Source organism: Thalassospiraceae bacterium LMO-JJ14 (assembly GCA_021555105.2).
Lineage (GTDB): Bacteria > Pseudomonadota > Alphaproteobacteria > Rhodospirillales > Casp-alpha2 > UBA4479.
In genome coordinates this window covers 3,438,100-3,456,791 of record CP134604.1, presented here as the reverse complement: position 1 = coordinate 3,456,791, position 18,692 = coordinate 3,438,100, and the positions used below count along the sequence as shown (strand labels likewise).

The following is an 18,692-nucleotide window of genomic DNA, read 5'->3' as shown; positions in this document are numbered from 1 at the left end:
ATTAAAAGTAGAAAGACTGCATTAAAATCAATCATTAAGTCAAATGTAGCGTCAAACTTGCAGTTTGAAATCGTGCACCATGAACGCATCGGTCGAATGTTACCGGTGACAATTATTCGCTGATTCGCGGTGCCCGGATTTACCGCTGTATCATGGCGGGGCACACTTCCGATAATGCCTTTGCACGGGTGACGGCACGCTTTTTACGTGGCACACTGCGGCACCAATAATCACGTATAAGAAAATTTGCGGGAAGCCGTTGCCATGCAGATGCCCAAACCTGACGAAAGCGTCATCGCGCGCCGCGCCGAACTGGCCCAGGCATTGCGCGGGATCGTGCCGGGCGAAGGTGTCATCGATACCGACGAGGAACTGCGCGCCTTTGATTGCGACGGGCTGATGGCCTACAAGCAGTTGCCGTTGATCGTGGTCTTGCCGGAAACCACAGAGCAGGTTTCCGAGATCCTCAAATACTGCCACGCCAACAACGTCAAGATCGTGCCGCGCGGCGCGGGAACCGGCCTTTCCGGCGGCGCCATGCCGCTCGCCGATGCGATCACGCTGGGCCTCAGCAAATTCAAGAAAATCCTCGAAATCGATTATGAGAACCGCTGCGTCGTGACCCAGCCCGGCGTGACAAATCTGGGTATCACACAGGCGGTCGAGCATGCGGGCTTTTATTACGCGCCCGACCCGTCGTCGCAGATTGCGTGTTCCATCGGCGGCAATGTGGCGGAAAATTCCGGCGGCGTGCATTGCCTGAAGTACGGACTGACCACCAACAACGTGCTCGGCGTCGAACTGGTGCTGATGAACGGCGATATCATCCGTCTCGGCGGCAAGCATCTGGATGCCGGCGGCTATGACCTTTTGGGGGTGATTACGGGCTCCGAGGGTCTGCTCGGCGTGATTACGGAAGTGACGGTACGGATTCTCCGTAAACCCGAAGTGGCGCGCGCCCTGCTGATCGGTTTCCCGACCATGGTCGATGCCGGGCAGTGCGTTGCCGACGTCATCGCGGCGGGGATCATTCCGGGCGGCATGGAACTGATGGACAAACAGATCGTTCACGCCACCGAGGATTTCGTGCACGCCGGCTATCCGCTGGATGTCGAGGGGCTGATGATCGTTGAGCTGGACGGTCCCGAGGCCGAGGTGGCCTACCTGGTCGAACGGGTCCGGACCATCGCCGAGGCAGCCAACGCCAGCACCATCCGGATCAGCGAAAGCGAGGAGGAACGCCTGCGTTTCTGGTCCGGACGGAAGAACGCTTTCCCCGCCATCGGCCGTATCTCGCCCGACTACATCTGCGTCGACGGCACGATCCCCAGGACGAAGCTGGCCGAGGTACTGCACCGTATGCAGGGCATTTCCGACAAGCACGGGCTGGGTGTCGCAAACGTGTTCCATGCCGGGGACGGCAACCTGCACCCGCTGGTGATGTTCGACGCCAACGTGCCCGGCGAGCTTGAAGCTGCGGAAGCCGTGTGCAGCGAAATTCTGACCTTGTGTGTCGAGGTCGGCGGCGTGCTCAGCGGCGAGCACGGCATCGGCGTCGAAAAACGCGACCTGATGGGCGCGATGTTTACCGAAGACGACATGAAGCAGCAGCAGCGGCTCAAATGCGCTTTCGACCCCGGCCATCTGCTCAATCCCGGCAAGGTCTATCCCGAGCTGCACCGCTGCGCCGAGCTGGGCAAGATGCACGTGCACCACGGCAAGCTGCCGTTCCCCGACATTCCGAGATTCTAGAACCTGCCCATGACCGATACCCTGAAGCCCGAAACCGAAGATCAGCTTCTTGAGGCCGTCAAGTGGGCGGTTGGCGAGAAGAAACCGCTGGAGATCGTTGCCGGTGCCACCAAGCGCGCCTTCGGACGGCCGATGCAGACGGCGGCGACGCTGGATATGTCGGCGATGTCGGCGATCAAGGTGTACGAACCTGAAGAGCTGTTCATCACGCTTGCGGCCGGCGCGCCGATGGCGGCGGTCAACAAGGCGCTCGATGAGGCCAACCAGCATCTGTCGTTCGAGCCGCCCGATTTCGGGCCGTTGCTGGGCGCGGACGCGGACAAGGCGACGATCGGCGGGATCGTCGCCACCAACCTGGCAGGCCCCAGGCGCATCAAGGAAGGCGCGGCGCGCGATCATGTGCTCGGCTTTCATGCGGTATCGGGGCGGGGCGAGGTTTTCAAGTCCGGCGGCACGGTGGTCAAGAACGTCACAGGCTTCGATCTGTCGAAACTGCTGGCCGGCTCGTTCGGCACGCTGGCGGTGATGTCTGAAGTGACGCTGAAAACCCTGCCGCAACCGGAAAAGGTCCGCACGCTGCTGGTCCGCTGGCGTGCCGACGGGGTCTACGATCACGGCGCCATGAAGGTCATGTCGAAAGCGCTGGGCAGCGCGCACGACGTGTCCGCAGCGGCGCACCTGCCGGCGATTGCGGCGGGCACATCGGCGGTCGATTATGTGTCGGGCAGCGGCGGCGGGGTGACGGCGCTGAGAATTGAAGGACCGGCACCGTCGGTCGAACACCGGACAGCGGCGCTGAAGTCCGAGATCGCTGAATTCAGCGCGATCGAAGAACTGCATACCAGCAACTCGAAAACCTTTTGGCGCGAGGTCCGTGACGTCAAGCCGTTCGTAGGCCGGGCCGAGCTTCCTTATGTGTGGCGGCTGTCGGTGCCGCCGGCATCGGGCGCCAAGGTCGCGCTGTCGATCCTCGAAGATCTCAAGGGCGAAGTGTTCTACGACTGGGGCGGCGGGCAGGTGTGGCTGGCGCTGGCTGCGGTCGCCGATGCCGGTGCCGATATCGTGCGGTCCCATGTATCCACCGTCGGTGGGCATGCGACGCTGCTCCGCGCGCCGGCGGATATCCGCGCCGAGGTTCAAGTATTCCAGCCGCTGTCGGATGCCGAGATGACGGTGGCGGCGAAAATCAAGGAAGGCTTCGACCCGGAAGCGGTGCTCAACCCCGGTCGTATGTATCCGGGGGTTTAAGCCGCACCATGCAAACCAACTTTTCCATCGCGCAACTGGCCGATCCGAACCTCGCGGCCGCCAACGATATCCTGCGCAAATGCGTGCACTGTGGATTCTGTACGGCGACGTGCCCGACGTTCGTGCTCAAGGGCGACGAACTGGACAGTCCGCGCGGGCGCATCTACCTGATGAAGGAAGCGTTCGAGAGCGGGGGGCCGGCAACGCCGAAACTGGCCAAGCATCTGGATCGCTGCCTGTCGTGCCTGTCGTGCATGACGACGTGCCCGGCCAGCGTCGATTACATGCATCTGGTCGATTACGGCCGCACCTTCGTCGCTGAAACCTACCGCCGTCCGCTGCACGATACACTGCTGCGCTGGGTGCTGGCCAAGGTGCTGCCGTATCCCGGCATGTTCCGGCTGTCGCTGATCGGCGCCCGGCTCGGGCGGCCGTTCCGCAAGCTGTTGCCGGGCCGCTTGCGTGCCATGCTGGAACTGGCGCCGGCCAGTGTGACGAGCCCGAGTGATGCCGACCGTCCCGGCGTGTTCCGCCCCGAAGGCGCGCCGCGGATGCGGGTCGCGCTGCTGTCGGGCTGTGCGCAGCAGGTGCTGCGCCCGTCGATCAACGAATCCACGGTCCGGCTGCTGACCCGGCTCGGCTGCGAGGTGGTGATCGCCGAGAACATGGGCTGCTGCGGCGCGCTGGTACATCACATGGGGCTGGAACGACAAGGTCACGATGCGGCGAAACGCAATATCACGGCGTGGGAAAATGCCGAAAAGGCTCATGGCGCCATCGACGCCGTCGTCATCAACGCGTCGGGCTGCGGCACCACGGTCAAGGATTACGGCTGGATGCTCAGGAACGAAGCGGGCTGGGCGGCGCGTTCGGCCGCGATTTCGGCCAAGACCCGCGACGTCAGCGAGGTGCTGTTGCAACTGGGTCTCAAGGATCTGACCGGCGAGCCACGGCCGAAGGTTGCCTATCACTCGGCATGCTCCATGCAGCATGGCCAGCAGTTGAAGACGGAACCGGTCGAGCTTCTCCGTGCCGCCGGTTTCGACGTCGTGCAACCGGCGGAATCGCATCTGTGTTGCGGCTCGGCCGGGACCTACAACATCATGCAGCCGTCATGGGCAGCGGAACTCGGTGCGCGCAAGGCCGGGCATCTCAGGGACCTGGACGCGGCCTGTATCGCCACCGGCAACATCGGCTGCCTGACGCAGATCTCCTCGGCCATGTCGGATGCCGGGGATCCGCCGGTGTTGCACACGGTCGAGCTTCTCGACTGGGCCACGGGCGGGCCGAAACCGGCAATGCTTTCAGTCCGTTAACGCCGGGTCGGCAGCCTCTGCCTCGCGTATGCCTGCGCATTGGTGTCCGGGGGCTCGGATTTCCACAACATGGTCATTTATGCCGAATCGTGGCACGATTGCCTTTATCCGGCCGTTACCAGTGATTTGACCTGAAACGAACCGTATACGGGCAAGCAACCTCTAGAGGGCCTGGGGTATGAAAAGTGCGGAAGGGCTGAAAGACAGACGCCTTTTCACGAGAATGGTTCAGCACATGGTGCTGGTGCCGGTCGTGGTGTTCGTGCTTTTGCTGTCGGCAACCGGGTATGTCTGGCTGGAGGTAAAGAAATATCATCTCGCGCAGCAGGTTTCCGACGCCAACCGGTCCCTTGAATTCGTCTCGGCGCACCTTGAGGCGCATCTGGATGTCAGGTTGGTTATTGGCGAACTGATCCGACAGGAATGGCTCGATTCCTACTTGCATACTCCCGAGGCATTCACGGCGATCGTCAACTCCAAGCTGCAGCGCTTCATGGATTTTCAGGCCATCAACTGGGTCAGTGCCGATGGCGTCATCCGCTGGGTTAATCCCCTGCAGGGCAACGAGGGGGCGCTGGGCCTGGATATTCGCAAGCTTGCCGTGCCGAACGCCGCACTCAGAAATGCGGAACGTACCGGCGTGCCGCAGATCACGGCACCGTTCGAACTTGCCCAGGGCGGACGCGGTTTCGTGATTTACGTGCCGGTTATCGACGGCGGAAGCATCACGGGCTTCATCAACATGGTGTTTCGTGCCGAGGCTTTTATCCGTTCCGCCCTGCCCGTCGATGGGAAACAGGATTTCGACCTGCACATTTATGACGGGGACAAGCTCGTTTATGAGAATCACAAGGCGACGCATATAATCGAGCCGCATCTCAAGAGCTTCGCAGTGGGCACCCGGACCTGGACAATCTCGACAGCGCCGACCGTCCTGAGCCGAAGTGATTATTCAACCGCCAGCAACAATCTCATCTTGCTGTTCGGTCTTGTTTTCTCGTTGTTGCTGCCATTGATTCTGTTTCAGTTGTTGCGCCGGAACGCCGAACTTCGCGCCACCCAGCGCCGGCTTGCCGATTTTGCGGATATCAGCTCCGACTGGTTCTGGGAAACGGACAACAAACTGCGCTTCTCGTATTTCTCGTCCCGTTTCGAGGAAGTTTCAGGCGTGGAACCGGTCCGCTTTATCGGCAAGACGCGCGAGGAAGTGGGGGCGCCGGAAGCCGATCCCTATCAGTATCAGGCGATGCTCGACAACATGCAGCACCGCCTGCCGTTCCGTGACTTCGAGCATTCCCGCATCAAACCCAACGGTATTAAAACCTATATATCGATCAGCGGCAGGCCGGCGTATGACGAAAACGGCGACTTTATCGGTTACCGTGGCGTCGGTCAGGACATCACCGAGCGCAGGACCAACCAGAAAGCCCTGAATGACGCCCTGGTCGCTTCGGAAGAGGCGAACCGCGCGAAGTCCGAATTTCTGGCGACCATGAGCCATGAATTCCGCACACCGTTGAATGCGATTATCGGTTTCAGCGAAATGCTCAAGGAGGAATACTTCGGCAAGCTTGGCGCCCAGAATTATCTCGATTACGCGGCGGACATCCATCGCAGCGGCAAGCACATGCTGGACCTCGTCAACGACATCCTCGATTTCTCGGCGATCGAGGCGTCGAAGCGGCAGATGTTGATGGAAAATTTCTCCTTTGCGGGCATCCTCAGGGACGGTATTCGCAATGTGGAAACCCAGGCGCAACAGAAGAACCTGACCCTGAATCAGGACCTGCCCGCCGATCTGCCCGATGTCCACGCCGACAAACGTTCTGTCTATCAGATTGTTCTCAATCTTCTGTCGAATGCGGTAAAGTTCACCGAACCGGGCGGCAGTGTCACCGTTGAAGCATCGTACGACGATAAGAATTTTTCATTCAGTGTGAGCGATACGGGTATCGGTATTGCCACCGAGAATCTGGCGACGATTACGGAGCCGTTTTCGCAAACGCACAGCAATCCGCATATTGCCGGGACCGGTACCGGACTCGGATTGACGATCGTCAAGTCGCTTGTCGAAGCGCACAGCGGGCGGTTGTCGATTGAAAGCGCACCCGGTGTCGGCACCCGGGTTACGGTCACCCTGCCACGCCAAAACGTGTAAGCTGGGGGTGTTGCCGCAAAAACCGGAGTTCCCATATCAGGAAAATGCGCACTCTCTTTTTCACGGGTCTCATGCTTCTGCTGTTCAGCGCCGGTACAGCCGGTGCCGATCAGAAGAGCCCGATGCTGGCCGGACTTTTCAAGCAACTGCAAATCGTGACCGATCCCGTCGCTGTCGCCGATACGGAGCGTCAGATCTGGCGGATCTGGAGCCTTCCCGATAACCGCAAGGCAAGCATCCCTTTCGCGCAGGGGGTGATTTCGATGAACGAGGGCAAGCTGAAACAGGCCCGCGCACTGTTCAGTAACGTCATCGAAACGGCACCGGATTTCGCCGAAGGCTGGAACAAGCGGGCAACGGTCGCCTATTACCTTGGCGATTATGAAGGTTCGGTGCTCGACATCCGCAAAACCCTCTCGCTTGAGCCGCGTCATTTCGGCGCCCTGTCGGGCCTGGCGCTGATCTATCAGACTATCGGCCTGGAAGCACAGGCGCTCGACGTACTGATCCAGGTCAAGGAAATCTATCCCGGCATGCCCGGTCTCGATGAACGGATGCGCGAACTGCGCGACATCATCGCCGCCAAGAAAACCTGAGTATGCCAAAACGGTATTTGCACGGTATTAGCGGGTACGGGGATCAGCCGGGCCCGTCGTTGGCGGCGTCGTCGCGGGATTTCTCCCGCCGCATCTTGTCGTCGCGCAGAAAGCCCAGTATGCGCAAGGCACCGGCGAAGGTGAATGCCGCCATGCCGAGCAGTGCCGCGATGAACAAAATCGCCTCGTCCGGCGGCGTCTTGTCCGGAAAGACCAGCGGATAGCCGAAATACAGCCCGACAAAGGCAAGCGGCCACAGTACGGCGAGGATCAAATACAGCATTTGCGCACGCTAACATGTGATCGGGCTTTGCGGAATCCCCGCGCGCGCCCTAAATTGGGGCGCAACACTGCGAATGGAGAGGTTTTCGATGAAAACAGCCGTGCAAAGCCGGTTCGACGATGCGCTTTTGGGCGTGCTGCGTCAGATTGTCGGCGAGCGGGTGACGACGGCCGACGCGATCCGCGAGCAGCATGGCCGCGACGAGTCGTTCCACCCCTGTATTCCGCCCGATGCGGTGGTCTTCGCGCATTCCACCGATGAGGTCTCAAGGGTCGTCAGCGCCTGTGCCGAACGCGGCGTGCCGATCATTCCTTTCGGCACCGGCACTTCGTTGGAAGGCCACGTCGCGGCTCTCGAAGGCGGCGTCAGCATCGACGTTTCACAGATGAACCGGGTTCTGGAAGTGCATGCCGAGGATCTGGATTGCCGCGTACAGCCCGGCGTCACGCGCAAGCAGCTGAATGAATACCTGCGCGATACGGGGCTTTTCTTTCCGATCGACCCCGGCGCCGATGCGTCGCTGGGCGGCATGACCGCGACCCGGGCGTCGGGGACCAATGCGGTGCGCTACGGCACGATGCGCGAGAACGTTTTGTCGCTTGAAGTCGTCATGGCAGACGGACGGGTTATTCGTACCGCCAGACGCTCCAAGAAAACCTCCGCCGGCTACGATCTGACACGGTTGTTCGTCGGCTCCGAAGGCACGCTTGGCGTGATTACCGAAGTGACGCTGCGGCTTTACGGCATTCCCGAAGCCATGTCGGCGGCGGTATGTTCGTTTCCGGATATGGAAAGCGCCGTCAACACGGTCATCCTGACCATTCAGTCCGGCGTCCCGGTGGCGCGCATCGAGCTTCTGGACGATGTGCAGATGGATGCCTGCAACAAGTACTCCGGCCTCGACTATCCGGTGCGACCGACCCTGTTTTTCGAGTTTCACGGCTCCGAGCGCGGCGTCGTCGAACAGGTCGAGCAGGTGCAGGGGATTGCCGGGGATTTCGGCGCCTCCGAGTTCAAATGGGCGCAAAAACCGGAAGACCGCTCGAAACTGTGGCAGGCCCGCCATGATGCGTATTATGCCGGGATCGCGCTGCGTCCCGGCGCCAAGGGCATCGCCACCGACGTCTGCGTGCCGATCTCGAAACTGGCGGAATGCATCCTCGAAACGCAGAAGGATATCGCCGAAAGCGGTCTGATCGCGCCCATCGTCGGCCACGTCGGCGACGGCAATTTCCATCTGGTGATGGTCGTCGACCCCGACGATGCCGATGAAATGGCCCGCGCCGAGGCCCTGAACGAACGCATGGTCATGCGCGCGCTCGCCATGGACGGGACGTGCACCGGCGAACATGGTGTCGGCTACGGCAAAATCGGTTTCCTCGAGGCCGAGCACGGCGAAGCGCTTTCGGTGATGCGCGACATCAAACGTGCGCTGGATCCCGGGAACATCATGAATCCGGGCAAGATCATCCGCCTGTAGAACACCCTGAGTAAGAAAACATTCCGACGATAGGACGACCCCGTTATGCCTGAACCGAAAGACCTGCTCCGTCAGTTGGCCGATGCCGCGATCCGCGCCGCCGATCCCGCCGTCCGTGTCCCGCCGATCCTGCCCGCGCAACCGAAGAAAGCCATCGTGCTGGGCGCGGGCAAGGCGTCGGCGGCGATGGCACGGGCGATCGAACAGGCGTGGCCCGACACCGAGTTGTCCGGCATCGTCGTCACGCGTTACGGCTACGATGTGGAATGCGCGCACATCGAAATCGTGCTGGCGGCGCACCCGGTCCCGGACGATGCCGGGCGTGAGGCGGCGCGGCGTATTCTGGAAATGGCGAAAAGCGCAGGTGCCGACGATCTGGTCATCGCGCTGATGTCGGGCGGCGGTTCGGCGCTGTTGACGGCGCCCGCCGACGGAATTTCGTTTGCCGATAAGCAGGAGGTCAACCGACAGCTGTTACGCTCGGGCGCGGACATCGTCGAGATGAACACGATCCGCAAACATATCTCGGCCATCAAGGGCGGCCGCCTTGCCGCCGCGGCGCACCCGGCCAGGGTACTGAGCATCCTGATTTCCGATGTGCCGGGCGACGACCCGGCGGTCATCGGTTCAGGGCCGACGGTGCCGGATCCGACGACCTTCGCCGATGCCCTGGCGGTGGTCGAAAAGTATCAAATGCAGTTGCCTGAAAGCGTGCGCCGCCATCTTGAAGCCGGCGCCGACGAAACCCCGAAACCGGACTCTGCGGTGTTCGGCGGGAACGAACTGGTGTTCGCCGCGAAGCCCGACAAAAGCATCGAAGCGGCGGCGGAGGTGGCCCGGGCGGCCGGGTACGCGGTGGTCGATCTCGGCGACCTGGTCGAGGGCGAGGCTCGGGATGTCGGCGGCGAGCACGCCGCGCTGGCGCTGAAATGCCGGGACGGAAGCGGCCCGGCGAAAGCGCCCTGCGTCATTCTGTCGGGCGGCGAGACGACCGTGACGATGAGCGGCAACGGCCGCGGCGGGCGCAATACGGAATACCTGCTGGGGGTTTGCGCGCGGCTCGGCGGGGCGGACGGTATTTATGCCGTGGCCTGCGATACCGACGGCGTCGACGGCAGCGAGGACAATGCCGGCGCGTTCATTGATCCGACCACACTGGCGCGTGCCGAAGCGACCGGCCTGAGCGTCGCCGCAGCGCTTGCGAACAACGATGCATACACCTTGTTCGATAACACCGGCGACCTTCTGGTGACCGGCCCGACATATACGAACGTCAACGATTTCCGGGCAATTGTTGTCACGTAACCGTTACGTGCAGCCGATTGCCCGTGTCCCGATGAGTCGTTACCATATGCACCTCGGCAATGTATCTTGCGCGCTGAAGAGATAAGCTTTATCCGGACTGGAGACGACTCCGTGAAGAAAATTCTGTGGGCAATCGGTGGTTTGATCGGCCTCATGGTGATTGCGGTCGTGGTTGTGCCGAACGTCATCGACTGGAATTCCTACAAGCCCGAAATTTCCGAACAAGTCCGGAAGCTGACCGGCCGCGATCTGGTCATCGCCGGTGATATCGACCTCAAAATTCTGCCGTCCCCGGTGCTGATCGCCGAGAAGGTCTCGCTGTCGAGCATTGAAGGCGCACAGTCGCCCGATCTGGCGTCGTTGCGTTCGGTGGAGGTGCGCATCGCGCTGGCGCCGCTGCTGGGCGGCAACCTGAGCGTTGAGACGGTACGTCTCGTCGAGCCGCAGATTTTCCTCGAAGTGCTGGCGGATGGCCGCACGTCCTGGGACATTGCCGTGCCAAAAACCGATACCGCCGATAAAGCCGAGACGGCGACGGCAGGACCGGCATCGGGGAACGGCTCAAGCGGCGGACCTGACATTGCGCTCGGCAATTTTGAAATCGTCGACGGATCGCTGACCTACAAGGACGCGGCCTCGAAAACGCACGAAACGATTACCGACATCGATCTCACACTGGATGCCGCCTCGCTGACGGCAGGGCCGTTCCGCGCGCAGGGATCGCTGGTCGCCAAGGGGATGCGCCTCGGTATCAGTGCCGACATCGGCGAGATTATCGGCGCCAGCACGTTCCCGCTTGATCTGTCCGTCATGATCGGCGGCGAAAGCGCCAAGCTGAGCCTTTCAGGCACGGTCCTCAATCTGAACGAAACACCGCGCTTCCGTGGCACGCTGAACCTCGCCAGCGCCAATATCGGCAAGGTCGTCAGTGCGCTTGCCGATGGCGCATCGTTGCCGGCGCCGCTGGGCCAGCCGCTGTCGATGGCAGGGTCACTGGATGCCTCGGCACAGTCGCTGGCGCTCGATGACCTGCGTCTCGACTTCGGCGGCGCCAAGGGCAAAGGCAAGGTCGCGGGCAGCTTCAGCGGCGTGCCGAAGATCACCGCAACGATGAGCATCGACAAGATCGATGCCGATCCATGGTTAAAGGCCGTGCCGGAAACATCCGAGGCCGCCGCAGTCGATGGCGGGGGGGCCGCATCGGCCGTGAGCGGGGCAATGCCCGCCGCTTCCGATGCTGCTGCCGCGCCGTTCGCATTGCCCTCGGGCATCGCCGCTTCGTTGTCGTTCCGCATCGGCGAGGTGTCGCTGAAAGGCGATCGTATCCGCAACGCCGTGCTTAATGCCGAGTTGGCAAATGGCGAACTGACCCTGTCGCAGTTGTCCCTGCAGGGGCCAGGCGGCACCGATCTGGCGGTTTTCGGGTTCCTTTCTGCGAAGGACGGCAAGCCTGCCTTTGACGGTCAGGTACAGGCGAAGGTCGCCGAGCCGCAGACCCTGATGAAATGGGCCGGGGCCGACACCGCCGCCCTGAAACAGGGCAAGCCAGGTGCGCTGAGCCTCAATCTCGAAGCCGGTGCGACACCGGATGCGGTGTCGGTACGCAAGCTGTCGCTGGCTTTCGACAAAACGAATATCAGCGGTGCGGCGACGATTGCGCTGAGGGCGCGCCCGGGTATCGGTGCGTCTGTGGTTGTCGACCAGATCGATCTCGATGCCTATCTGGCCGATACGCCCGCCGCCGTGAATGAGCCCGCGCCCCGGGACACAGGCGCCGAGAGCGGGACCGCCGCCCCCACGGGCGATGCCGGGCCGGGGCCGGACGGCGGGATGTTCGATGCCCTGAGGCCGCTTGGTTCGTTCGATGCCAATCTGCGCGCCAATGTCGGTAAGTTGAAGGTGGCCGGCATCGCTGCCAGCAATATCGCCGCCGACATCAGCCTCGTGCAGGGCGATTTGACGATCAACAAGATTTCCGTTGCCGACGCGTTGTCGTCGGGTGTGTCGATCACCGGTGCGATCCTCGGGCTTGACGGCACACCGACGGCGAAGGCGCTGGCGGTGCGCGCCGAGTTGCGCGATCTGGGTAAAATTGCCGCCCTGACCGGCGCGGAACTGCCTGTTCCGGCGAAAACGCTGGGCAAAGTCAGTGTCGCGACGGATATCAACGGCGACCTGACCCAGCCGTCGCTGACGTCAACCATCAAGGCGATGGCGGCGACGCTGGATGCGAATGGCCGGCTCAAGCTGCTCGATCCGGCGAACATGTTCGATCTCGGTGTACGCGTGCGTCATGGCGACACGGCGGGCCTGCTGCGCAAGCTCGGCGCGGCTTACCGACCGGCCGGGGATATCGGTGGGCTCGATCTGACGACGACGCTCAAGGGCGGTGCGGATGCATTCTCGTTCTCCAAGCTGACGGCGGCCATCGGCGCGGTTCAGGTGAACGGCGAAGGGACGGTTCGCCTTGCCGGGGCGCGGCCGAAAATCACGACGACACTGAGCACCGGGAATGTCGTCATCGATCCGTTCCTGCCGGCAAAGAAATCCGCGTCGCTCAAACCGGATGCGCCGGCCCGTGTGATCCCGGCGCGCTTTATCGTGCCGGAAAGCGGCAGAGCCGACCTCAGGCATCTGATCGCCTCGGTGTCGGAGCGCTGGCCGACGACGCCGATCGATCTGTCGGCGCTGACGGCCGCCGATGCGGATATCACACTGACGTCGCCGCGCATTTCCTATCACGAGTACAATCTCGATGGCGCCAAGCTGCTGGGCGGTGTCGAGAACGGCGTCCTCAAGGTCAACGAATTTTCCGGTGTCGTCTTCGGCGGTGCCGTACAGTCGCAGGCGACGGTCAATGCCGCGGGGGCACAACCGATGCTGGCGGGACGGGTCACGGTCGGCAACATGGACATCGGCGCGGCGTCGAAGGCCGCCGGGATCGCCGGGACAACGGGGAATCTGACGACGCGTATCGATGTGTCCACGGCCGGACAAAGCGTCGCCGACTGGGTCCGTGCACTGAACGGCAAGGGGGCGATCGAGGTCAAGGGCATCAAGGGGCAGTCGTCGCTGAACGACATGCCGGTGATCGGTCTGGCGCTCGGACCGCTGATGCAGATTTTCGAGGTTCTGAACAGCGGCCTTGGCGGGCTGATCGGCGCCGGCGGCAAGACCAAAATCGGCGAGACCGATGTCACCAGTTCGTTCACCATTGCCAACGGGACCATCAACACCAAGGACACCAAGATCCTCTCCAATATCTACGAGGGGGATATCTCCGGCGATATCAACCTGCCTTTGTGGTCGATGAATATCGGCGGCACGGTCAAGGTCGATCAGGGTTTGCTGGGGGCGGTGCTGGCCAATGTTGCGCGCCTGCCGAGCGAAATTCCGTTCCAGGTCACCGGCAACATCGACAAGCCGAACGTCAAGATACAGTCGTTCAGCGGTGCCGGCAGCGCCGGCGGCCAGGGCATCAAGGTGCCGGGCCTCGACAAATTGGAAAAGAAAGTGCCGGGTGTCGGCAATCTGTTGCAGGGAATCCTCGGCGGCGGTTCGTCGACGCAGCAGCAAACGGCACCGCCGCCGCAGAGCGGCTCCACGGGCGACAGCGGTGCGACGCCACCACCGCAGCCCGCGCCGCAACAACAGCAGCAAACGATCAATCCCGCCGATCTGTTGAACAAGCTGTTCAAGTAAGCCTGTTTCTCTATTCCGGCGCGCTGTTTTCCAGAACGAAAACGCGGAGCGCACTCGACAGGTTGCCGGTACGCGCCTCGTCGACATCGCGGATCAGCGCGCTCAGGCTTTGACCGCGCCTTTTGGCGATTGTGCCGAGCCGGGTCCAGAAGGCATCCTCCAGCGAGATACTGGTGGCATGTCCGGCAATACTGACAGAACGCTTCTTGATGATGGTTGGATCGCCGCCGGTGTCTTCCATCTAGGCGTCCGCAGGCGGAAAGTTGACCTCAATCTTGAGGCCGAAGGGCGCGGTGAAGAATATCTGCCGGTCGCCGCTGGCGGGGATGACGCGGACTTCATATTCATATCCATGTGCCTCAAGGCGCTGCTTCAGGCCCTCAAAGTCGTCGGCCTTGAATGCCACGTGATCGAGCGGGCCGGTGCCACCGTCCTGCGGTGCGGCTTCGACCAGATGAACGATGGCCGGCGTGTCCGGGTCGCCATACAGCCAGGCGCCGGGAAATTTGAACGGCGGCCGGTATCCGGCTTCGAGGCCGAGCACTTCGGTGAAAAATGCCGTCGTGCCCTCAAGGTCATCGGTCCAGACGTTGATGTGATCGAGCTTCATGGTCCCGTTCCTCCGTCGCGGGGAATCTTATTCGGATAACCGCAATCCGCCAACACACTCATTACGTCGTCCTGAACTCGATTCAGGACCCATGGGGCCCGGCACAATGGGCACCTATGTTCATGGACCTTGAATCAAGTTGGGGATTATCCCCTTGCGTCATGTACATGATGGAGATTCAGGGTTATGCTGAAAACCAGTAGCAACTGGACTGGAGACTCCCGCCCCGGGTTTGGGGCAGGATGTGAGGTATGGACACAAAAGAGCCAACTTTTGAGCGTTACGCCGTGACCGTACTCAAGCGCAGCATTATGCATTGGGGAGGGTCTGACACTTGGTTCGCGCTGGCCTCTTACTTTGCAATCGCGATTCTTGCGCTTGCCGGGATCGGCGTCATTGAATCAGCAATAAGTGACGCCTTCCAGAGGGTGCTTTCATGGATCGCTATTGGATGGCTTCTCCTTTTAATGGTGATTATCACGCCATTTCGAATGTGGGCAGAAGGGCAGGAAGAAGTCGCTAAACTAAAGAGCCGATTCGACCCTGTATTACGGCTTACTTTTGACCCTAAAGTTACTGGGTGCCGTGTGCAAACAAACCTCAATCAAGGCCCGAACGCGATCTATTATCGGGTCCGCGTCGAATACCTTGGGACAGGGACGCTCTCTGGTTGTTTCGGTCGCCTTGTTGACGTTACTGGCGACAACACACAAGGAGGCTTTGGGAATAGCCTGCCACTGCCATTTGCTGCCAGCGAGGACGCCGATGCTACATCAAAGGTGCTAATAAGCGGGACGCCCGAATTTCTGGACATTGGGTTTATTACCCAAGGGGGGGCGTTCCATTTAAAGACCGTGGGGGGGCGGATTCCAAACTCAATATCCAAGCTGTTTTCTAATCCAGGATCATACAGATTAAGAGTTCAAGTCGCATCGAGCGTACCAAACACCCCAACTGAAACCATTAATTTGGTGTTGAACTACACCAAAGATTGGCAGACCACGGAGATGACATGTCCCGAGGAAAATTCTTAAGCCTTGAAGAGGCCCGAGAGCAGGACAAGTTAGACCAGTTCTGCAAGGAGCACCCGTCCGAGGGCAAAAAGGAGACGTTTGACCGTCTCCTTGACCGGATGGTTAAGCCTAAAACGCCTGCAAAAGGGCCGGAAGCATGAGGTCCGGGCGCTTGCGGAGATTGTACCGGAACTCGAACTCGCCAAGGTACTTCGGCAGGTGCTTACGGGAGACGTGGACGTGAGTACCGTTGATGCCACGCTTCAACTGCGCCCAGAAGGCTTCGATCCCGTTGACGCCCGCGCCGTCCTTGGTCGCGTATTCGCCAAGCTTGTGGTTGACCTTGACGTGGTTGTAACCGGACTGGTCGATATCCTTGTAGCCGCCAAATTCGTCGGTCTGGATCGTGGACCCCGGAAGCACGTTGGAGAGGATCACGCCCTTCATGGACACCTTGTCGCGGGCGCTGACAACCTTGGTCACAAGCTCGCCGCCACGCTCAAGCATACCGACAACACACGTCTTGTTGCCCTTGTAACCCTGACCCTTGCCTTTGACGGAACCGCCGATCAGCGTTTCATCGACTTCAACGTCATGGCCAACACCGCCAAGCGGGGCGTTGCCGTCCACGTCGCCCATATACTTGCGGATTTCGTGGCCGATCCGCCACGCCGTCTTGTAGGTCACGGAAAGCTGGCGCTGCAATTCCTTGGCGCTGACACCGTGCCGCGTCGTGGTGAACAGGTACATAGCATAAAACCACTTTTGCAGCGGGGTACGGGACTTCTCAAACGGCGTCCCGGCCATAGGGCTGATCTGGTGAGCGCACCACGCGCATTCGTAAACCGGGCGCTTCTTAACACGATGGAACTTGCTCGGCTTGGCGCACTTCGGGCATTCGCCCTGATTGCCAAAGCGGACGTTCCAAAGGTGTTCCAAACAAACATCGTCGTTCGGGAAGCGTTCGAAAAACTGAAGTACGGATTGCGTGGTCATTTCTGTTACCTCCAATACAGAGATAATAGCAAATCCACTTACATGACGCAAGGGGATAATCCCCAATCAAGTTCAGGGTGACGGTTTGTCGTGCGATTACAATTTCCCTATAAACGCGCAGATGGCGTCGACGGCATCGGCGATGTTCTGCTCTTCCGTGAATCCGGATTTCTTGCGCGGTTTCAGACCGTGATCGCCGTCGGGTGCCCAGTGCAGCTTGATCTTTTTCGACAGCGTAAACCCCGGCACTTCTTCGATGGTGCCGAACGGGTCGCGCTCGCCCTGACAGATCAGCGTCGGCGTCTTGAGCGCCGCCAGATGCTCGGTGCGCAGCTTTTCCGGGCGGCCCGGCGGATGGAACGGATAGCCGAGACAGACAAGCCCCCGAACGCCCGCGTCGTCGGCGACCATGCTGGCGATGCGCCCGCCCATGGACTTGCCGCCGATGACCAGCTTGTCCGCGCCCTGATCGGCGATCACGCTCGCCCAAGTTTCTTCCAGCACACGCGCCGGATTGGGCGGTCGTTTTTTGCCGGTCTCGCGGCGCTCCGCCATGTAGGGAAATTCGAAGCGCACGACACGGAAGCCTTTCGCGGCAACGGCGGCAGCAACCTTGTTCATCCAGTCCGAGTCCATCGGTGCTCCGGCGCCGTGTGCCAACGCCAGCGTCAGTGGCGCGGATTTCGGGCCGTCGATGAGGTAGTCGGGATGGCTCATTCTTCGCTCAGTGCGACCCGCTCAACCTTGAACGTGGCGCCGTCGACACCGGTGACCGTCACATGCGTGCCCGCCGGCATGTCATCACCATTCACGCGCCACGTGGTGTCGTCGACGGTGATGCGGCCGACGCCGTCTTCAATCGCCGTGTTGAGCTTGAAAGTACGGCCGATGTATTGCTGGCCGCGCCGATTGAGCGTCGGATGGTCGGATTCCGTCGGTGAACGTTTCGCCCACCAGAGACGCCCGGCGACAACACTGACCACGGACAGCACGGCGAAAATCAGGAACTGCTGCTGCCAGGCAATGTCGGGGACCGCGAATAATATAAACCCCGACACAACGGCGGCAGCGCCGAGCCAGAGGAAAATCACGCCGGGTGCCATCAGTTCCAGGATTACCAGCACGACGGCGAGAATCCACCAGTACCAGAACGTGATGCCGCTCATGACGGTGTGAATGTCGAAACCTTCCTGCATGCGGCTTATTTATCCTCCCACGGGCCGGTGCGCTTCGCGCCTTCACCGAATGCACTTTTCGCCAGTTCGCCGATACCGGCCAGCGAGCCGAGCAGGCTCGTCGCTTCATACGGCAGCAACAGGACCTTCTCGTTATTGGCGGTGCCGATTTCCTGAAGGGCCTCGACGTATTTCTGCGCGACGAAGTAATTGACCGCCTGCACGTCACCCTTGGCGATGGCTTCCGACACCATTGCCGTCGCCTTGGCCTCGGCCTCGGCTTCGCGTTCACGGGCTTCGGCGTCGCGGAAGGCGGCTTCGCGCCGGCCCTCGGCTTCGAGTATCTGCGATTGCTTTTCGCCTTCGGCTTTGAGGATCGCCGCCTGACGGCTGCCTTCGGCCTCGAGAATCTGGGCCCGCTTCTCACGCTCGGCTTTCATTTGGCGCGCCATGGCGTCGACCAGATCGCGCGGTGGCGAGATATCCTTGATTTCAATGCGCGTGACCTTGACGCCCCAGGGGTTGGTCGCTTCGTCGACGACGGTCAGCAGCTTGGTATTGATGTGATCGCGCTGGGACAGCAGCTCGTCGAGGTCCATCGATCCCATCACCGTACGGATGTTGGTCATGGTCAGGTTGAGGATCGCATTTTCAAGGTAATTGACCTCGTATGCGGCCTTGGCAGAGTCGAGGACCTGAAAGAACACGACCCCGTCGACGGTGACCATGGCGTTGTCGCGGGTGATGATTTCCTGCGACGGCACATCGAGCACCTGTTCCATCATGTTCATATGACGCCCGATCCGGTCGATCATTGGAATGATCAGATGCAGGCCGGGAGACAGTGAGCGGGTATATTTGCCGAATCGCTCGACCGTATATTCATATCCCTGCGCCACGGTTTTGACGCCGAGAAAAACGAGTATGACCGCCAGCACCAGCACGGCCACGGCAAACACCGAGAAACCACTGAAAAACTGAAAAAACTCTTCCATCCCGACCGTTCCCTTCAATGCTTATTCTATAATTGCGGGAATGACTTTACAGGATTGTTCGGT

At 60.9% G+C, this 18,692-nt stretch carries 16 protein-coding genes; 9 read left to right on the top strand and 7 right to left on the bottom strand.

Annotation, left to right across the window (positions count from 1 at the left end):
* Positions 1-264: 264 nt before the first annotated feature.
* The 5 genes from L2D14_16365 (at position 265) to L2D14_16345 (ending at position 7,070) form a co-directional block, all read left to right on the top strand.
* The gene (locus L2D14_16365) at positions 265-1,752 is read left to right on the top strand and encodes an FAD-linked oxidase C-terminal domain-containing protein (protein WNJ99431.1); all 1,488 of its coding nucleotides are present in this window, start codon (positions 265-267) and stop codon (positions 1,750-1,752) included.
* A gap of 9 nt (positions 1,753-1,761) precedes the next feature.
* Positions 1,762-3,000, top strand: coding sequence for a glycolate oxidase subunit GlcE (glcE, locus tag L2D14_16360; GenBank protein ID WNJ99430.1), 1,239 nt, complete (start codon positions 1,762-1,764; stop codon positions 2,998-3,000).
* An 8-nt stretch (positions 3,001-3,008) separates the two neighbouring features.
* Positions 3,009-4,316, top strand: coding sequence for a glycolate oxidase subunit GlcF (gene glcF / locus L2D14_16355; protein WNJ99429.1), 1,308 nt, complete (start codon positions 3,009-3,011; stop codon positions 4,314-4,316).
* 178 nt (positions 4,317-4,494) lie between these two features.
* The gene (locus L2D14_16350; protein WNJ99428.1) at positions 4,495-6,474 is read left to right on the top strand and encodes an ATP-binding protein; all 1,980 of its coding nucleotides are present in this window, start codon (positions 4,495-4,497) and stop codon (positions 6,472-6,474) included.
* Between the two features lie 44 nt (positions 6,475-6,518).
* Positions 6,519-7,070, top strand: a complete 552-nt coding sequence (locus tag L2D14_16345; protein WNJ99427.1) for a hypothetical protein — start codon at positions 6,519-6,521, stop codon at positions 7,068-7,070.
* Between the two features lie 43 nt (positions 7,071-7,113).
* Here the strand turns inward: L2D14_16345 and L2D14_16340 are convergent, their stop codons facing one another.
* Positions 7,114-7,353 (bottom strand): hypothetical protein, encoded by a 240-nt coding sequence (locus tag L2D14_16340; protein ID WNJ99426.1) that lies wholly within the window; start codon positions 7,351-7,353, stop codon positions 7,114-7,116.
* 88 nt (positions 7,354-7,441) lie between these two features.
* Here L2D14_16340 and L2D14_16335 point away from each other — a divergent pair, with 88 nt between their 5' ends.
* The 3 genes from L2D14_16335 (at position 7,442) to L2D14_16325 (ending at position 13,840) form a co-directional block, all read left to right on the top strand.
* Positions 7,442-8,833, top strand: a complete 1,392-nt coding sequence (locus tag L2D14_16335) for an FAD-linked oxidase C-terminal domain-containing protein (protein ID WNJ99425.1) — start codon at positions 7,442-7,444, stop codon at positions 8,831-8,833.
* Positions 8,834-8,878: 45 nt separating this feature from the next.
* Positions 8,879-10,138, top strand: coding sequence for a glycerate kinase (locus L2D14_16330; protein WNJ99424.1), 1,260 nt, complete (start codon positions 8,879-8,881; stop codon positions 10,136-10,138).
* Between the two features lie 111 nt (positions 10,139-10,249).
* Positions 10,250-13,840: an AsmA family protein gene (locus tag L2D14_16325; protein ID WNJ99423.1), complete on the top strand. Its 3,591-nt coding sequence runs from the start codon at positions 10,250-10,252 to the stop codon at positions 13,838-13,840.
* 10 nt (positions 13,841-13,850) lie between these two features.
* Here L2D14_16325 and L2D14_16320 read toward each other — a convergent pair whose 3' ends face one another.
* Both L2D14_16320 and L2D14_16315 read right to left on the bottom strand, forming a co-directional pair.
* Positions 13,851-14,081 (bottom strand): ribbon-helix-helix domain-containing protein, encoded by a 231-nt coding sequence (locus tag L2D14_16320; protein ID WNJ99422.1) that lies wholly within the window; start codon positions 14,079-14,081, stop codon positions 13,851-13,853.
* Positions 14,082-14,450 (bottom strand): VOC family protein, encoded by a 369-nt coding sequence (locus L2D14_16315; protein ID WNJ99421.1) that lies wholly within the window; start codon positions 14,448-14,450, stop codon positions 14,082-14,084.
* Positions 14,451-14,701: 251 nt separating this feature from the next.
* Here L2D14_16315 and L2D14_16310 point away from each other — a divergent pair, with 251 nt between their 5' ends.
* Positions 14,702-15,484 carry a hypothetical protein gene (locus L2D14_16310; GenBank protein WNJ99420.1) on the top strand — a complete coding sequence of 261 codons (783 nt, stop codon included), beginning with the start codon at positions 14,702-14,704 and terminating at the stop codon, positions 15,482-15,484.
* Between the two features lie 108 nt (positions 15,485-15,592).
* Here L2D14_16310 and L2D14_16305 read toward each other — a convergent pair whose 3' ends face one another.
* The 4 genes from L2D14_16305 to L2D14_16290 all read right to left on the bottom strand — a co-directional run bounded on the left by L2D14_16305 (position 15,593) and on the right by L2D14_16290 (position 18,629).
* Positions 15,593-16,459, bottom strand: a complete 867-nt coding sequence (locus L2D14_16305; GenBank protein ID WNJ99419.1) for an IS1595 family transposase — start codon at positions 16,457-16,459, stop codon at positions 15,593-15,595.
* Positions 16,460-16,555: 96 nt separating this feature from the next.
* On the bottom strand, positions 16,556-17,176 hold the full coding sequence (locus L2D14_16300) for an alpha/beta fold hydrolase (protein ID WNJ99418.1): 621 nt from the start codon (positions 17,174-17,176) through the stop codon (positions 16,556-16,558).
* Positions 17,173-17,655 (bottom strand): NfeD family protein, encoded by a 483-nt coding sequence (locus L2D14_16295; protein ID WNJ99417.1) that lies wholly within the window; start codon positions 17,653-17,655, stop codon positions 17,173-17,175. The genes L2D14_16300 and L2D14_16295 overlap by 4 nt, the downstream gene beginning before the upstream one ends.
* A gap of 5 nt (positions 17,656-17,660) precedes the next feature.
* A complete protein-coding gene (locus tag L2D14_16290; GenBank protein ID WNJ99416.1) occupies positions 17,661-18,629 on the bottom strand; it encodes an SPFH domain-containing protein in 969 nt (322 codons plus the stop codon).
* Between the last annotated feature and the right edge of the window lie 63 nt (positions 18,630-18,692).

Bases quoted from the DNA above. Each gene is read 5' to 3' on its own strand.
- L2D14_16365 (WNJ99431.1), top strand. From the start codon at position 265: ATGCAGATGCCCAAACCTGACGAAAGCGTCATCGCGCGCCGCGCCGAA.
- glcE (WNJ99430.1), top strand. From the start codon at position 1,762: ATGACCGATACCCTGAAGCCCGAAACCGAAGATCAGCTTCTTGAGGCC.
- glcF (WNJ99429.1), top strand. From the start codon at position 3,009: ATGCAAACCAACTTTTCCATCGCGCAACTGGCCGATCCGAACCTCGCG.
- L2D14_16350 (WNJ99428.1), top strand. From the start codon at position 4,495: ATGAAAAGTGCGGAAGGGCTGAAAGACAGACGCCTTTTCACGAGAATG.
- L2D14_16345 (WNJ99427.1), top strand. From the start codon at position 6,519: ATGCGCACTCTCTTTTTCACGGGTCTCATGCTTCTGCTGTTCAGCGCC.
- L2D14_16340 (WNJ99426.1), bottom strand. From the start codon at position 7,353: ATGCTGTATTTGATCCTCGCCGTACTGTGGCCGCTTGCCTTTGTCGGG.
- L2D14_16335 (WNJ99425.1), top strand. From the start codon at position 7,442: ATGAAAACAGCCGTGCAAAGCCGGTTCGACGATGCGCTTTTGGGCGTG.
- L2D14_16330 (WNJ99424.1), top strand. From the start codon at position 8,879: ATGCCTGAACCGAAAGACCTGCTCCGTCAGTTGGCCGATGCCGCGATC.
- L2D14_16320 (WNJ99422.1), bottom strand. From the start codon at position 14,081: ATGGAAGACACCGGCGGCGATCCAACCATCATCAAGAAGCGTTCTGTC.
- L2D14_16315 (WNJ99421.1), bottom strand. From the start codon at position 14,450: ATGAAGCTCGATCACATCAACGTCTGGACCGATGACCTTGAGGGCACG.
- L2D14_16310 (WNJ99420.1), top strand. From the start codon at position 14,702: ATGGACACAAAAGAGCCAACTTTTGAGCGTTACGCCGTGACCGTACTC.
- L2D14_16305 (WNJ99419.1), bottom strand. From the start codon at position 16,459: ATGACCACGCAATCCGTACTTCAGTTTTTCGAACGCTTCCCGAACGAC.
- L2D14_16300 (WNJ99418.1), bottom strand. From the start codon at position 17,176: ATGAGCCATCCCGACTACCTCATCGACGGCCCGAAATCCGCGCCACTG.
- L2D14_16295 (WNJ99417.1), bottom strand. From the start codon at position 17,655: ATGCAGGAAGGTTTCGACATTCACACCGTCATGAGCGGCATCACGTTC.
- L2D14_16290 (WNJ99416.1), bottom strand. From the start codon at position 18,629: ATGGAAGAGTTTTTTCAGTTTTTCAGTGGTTTCTCGGTGTTTGCCGTG.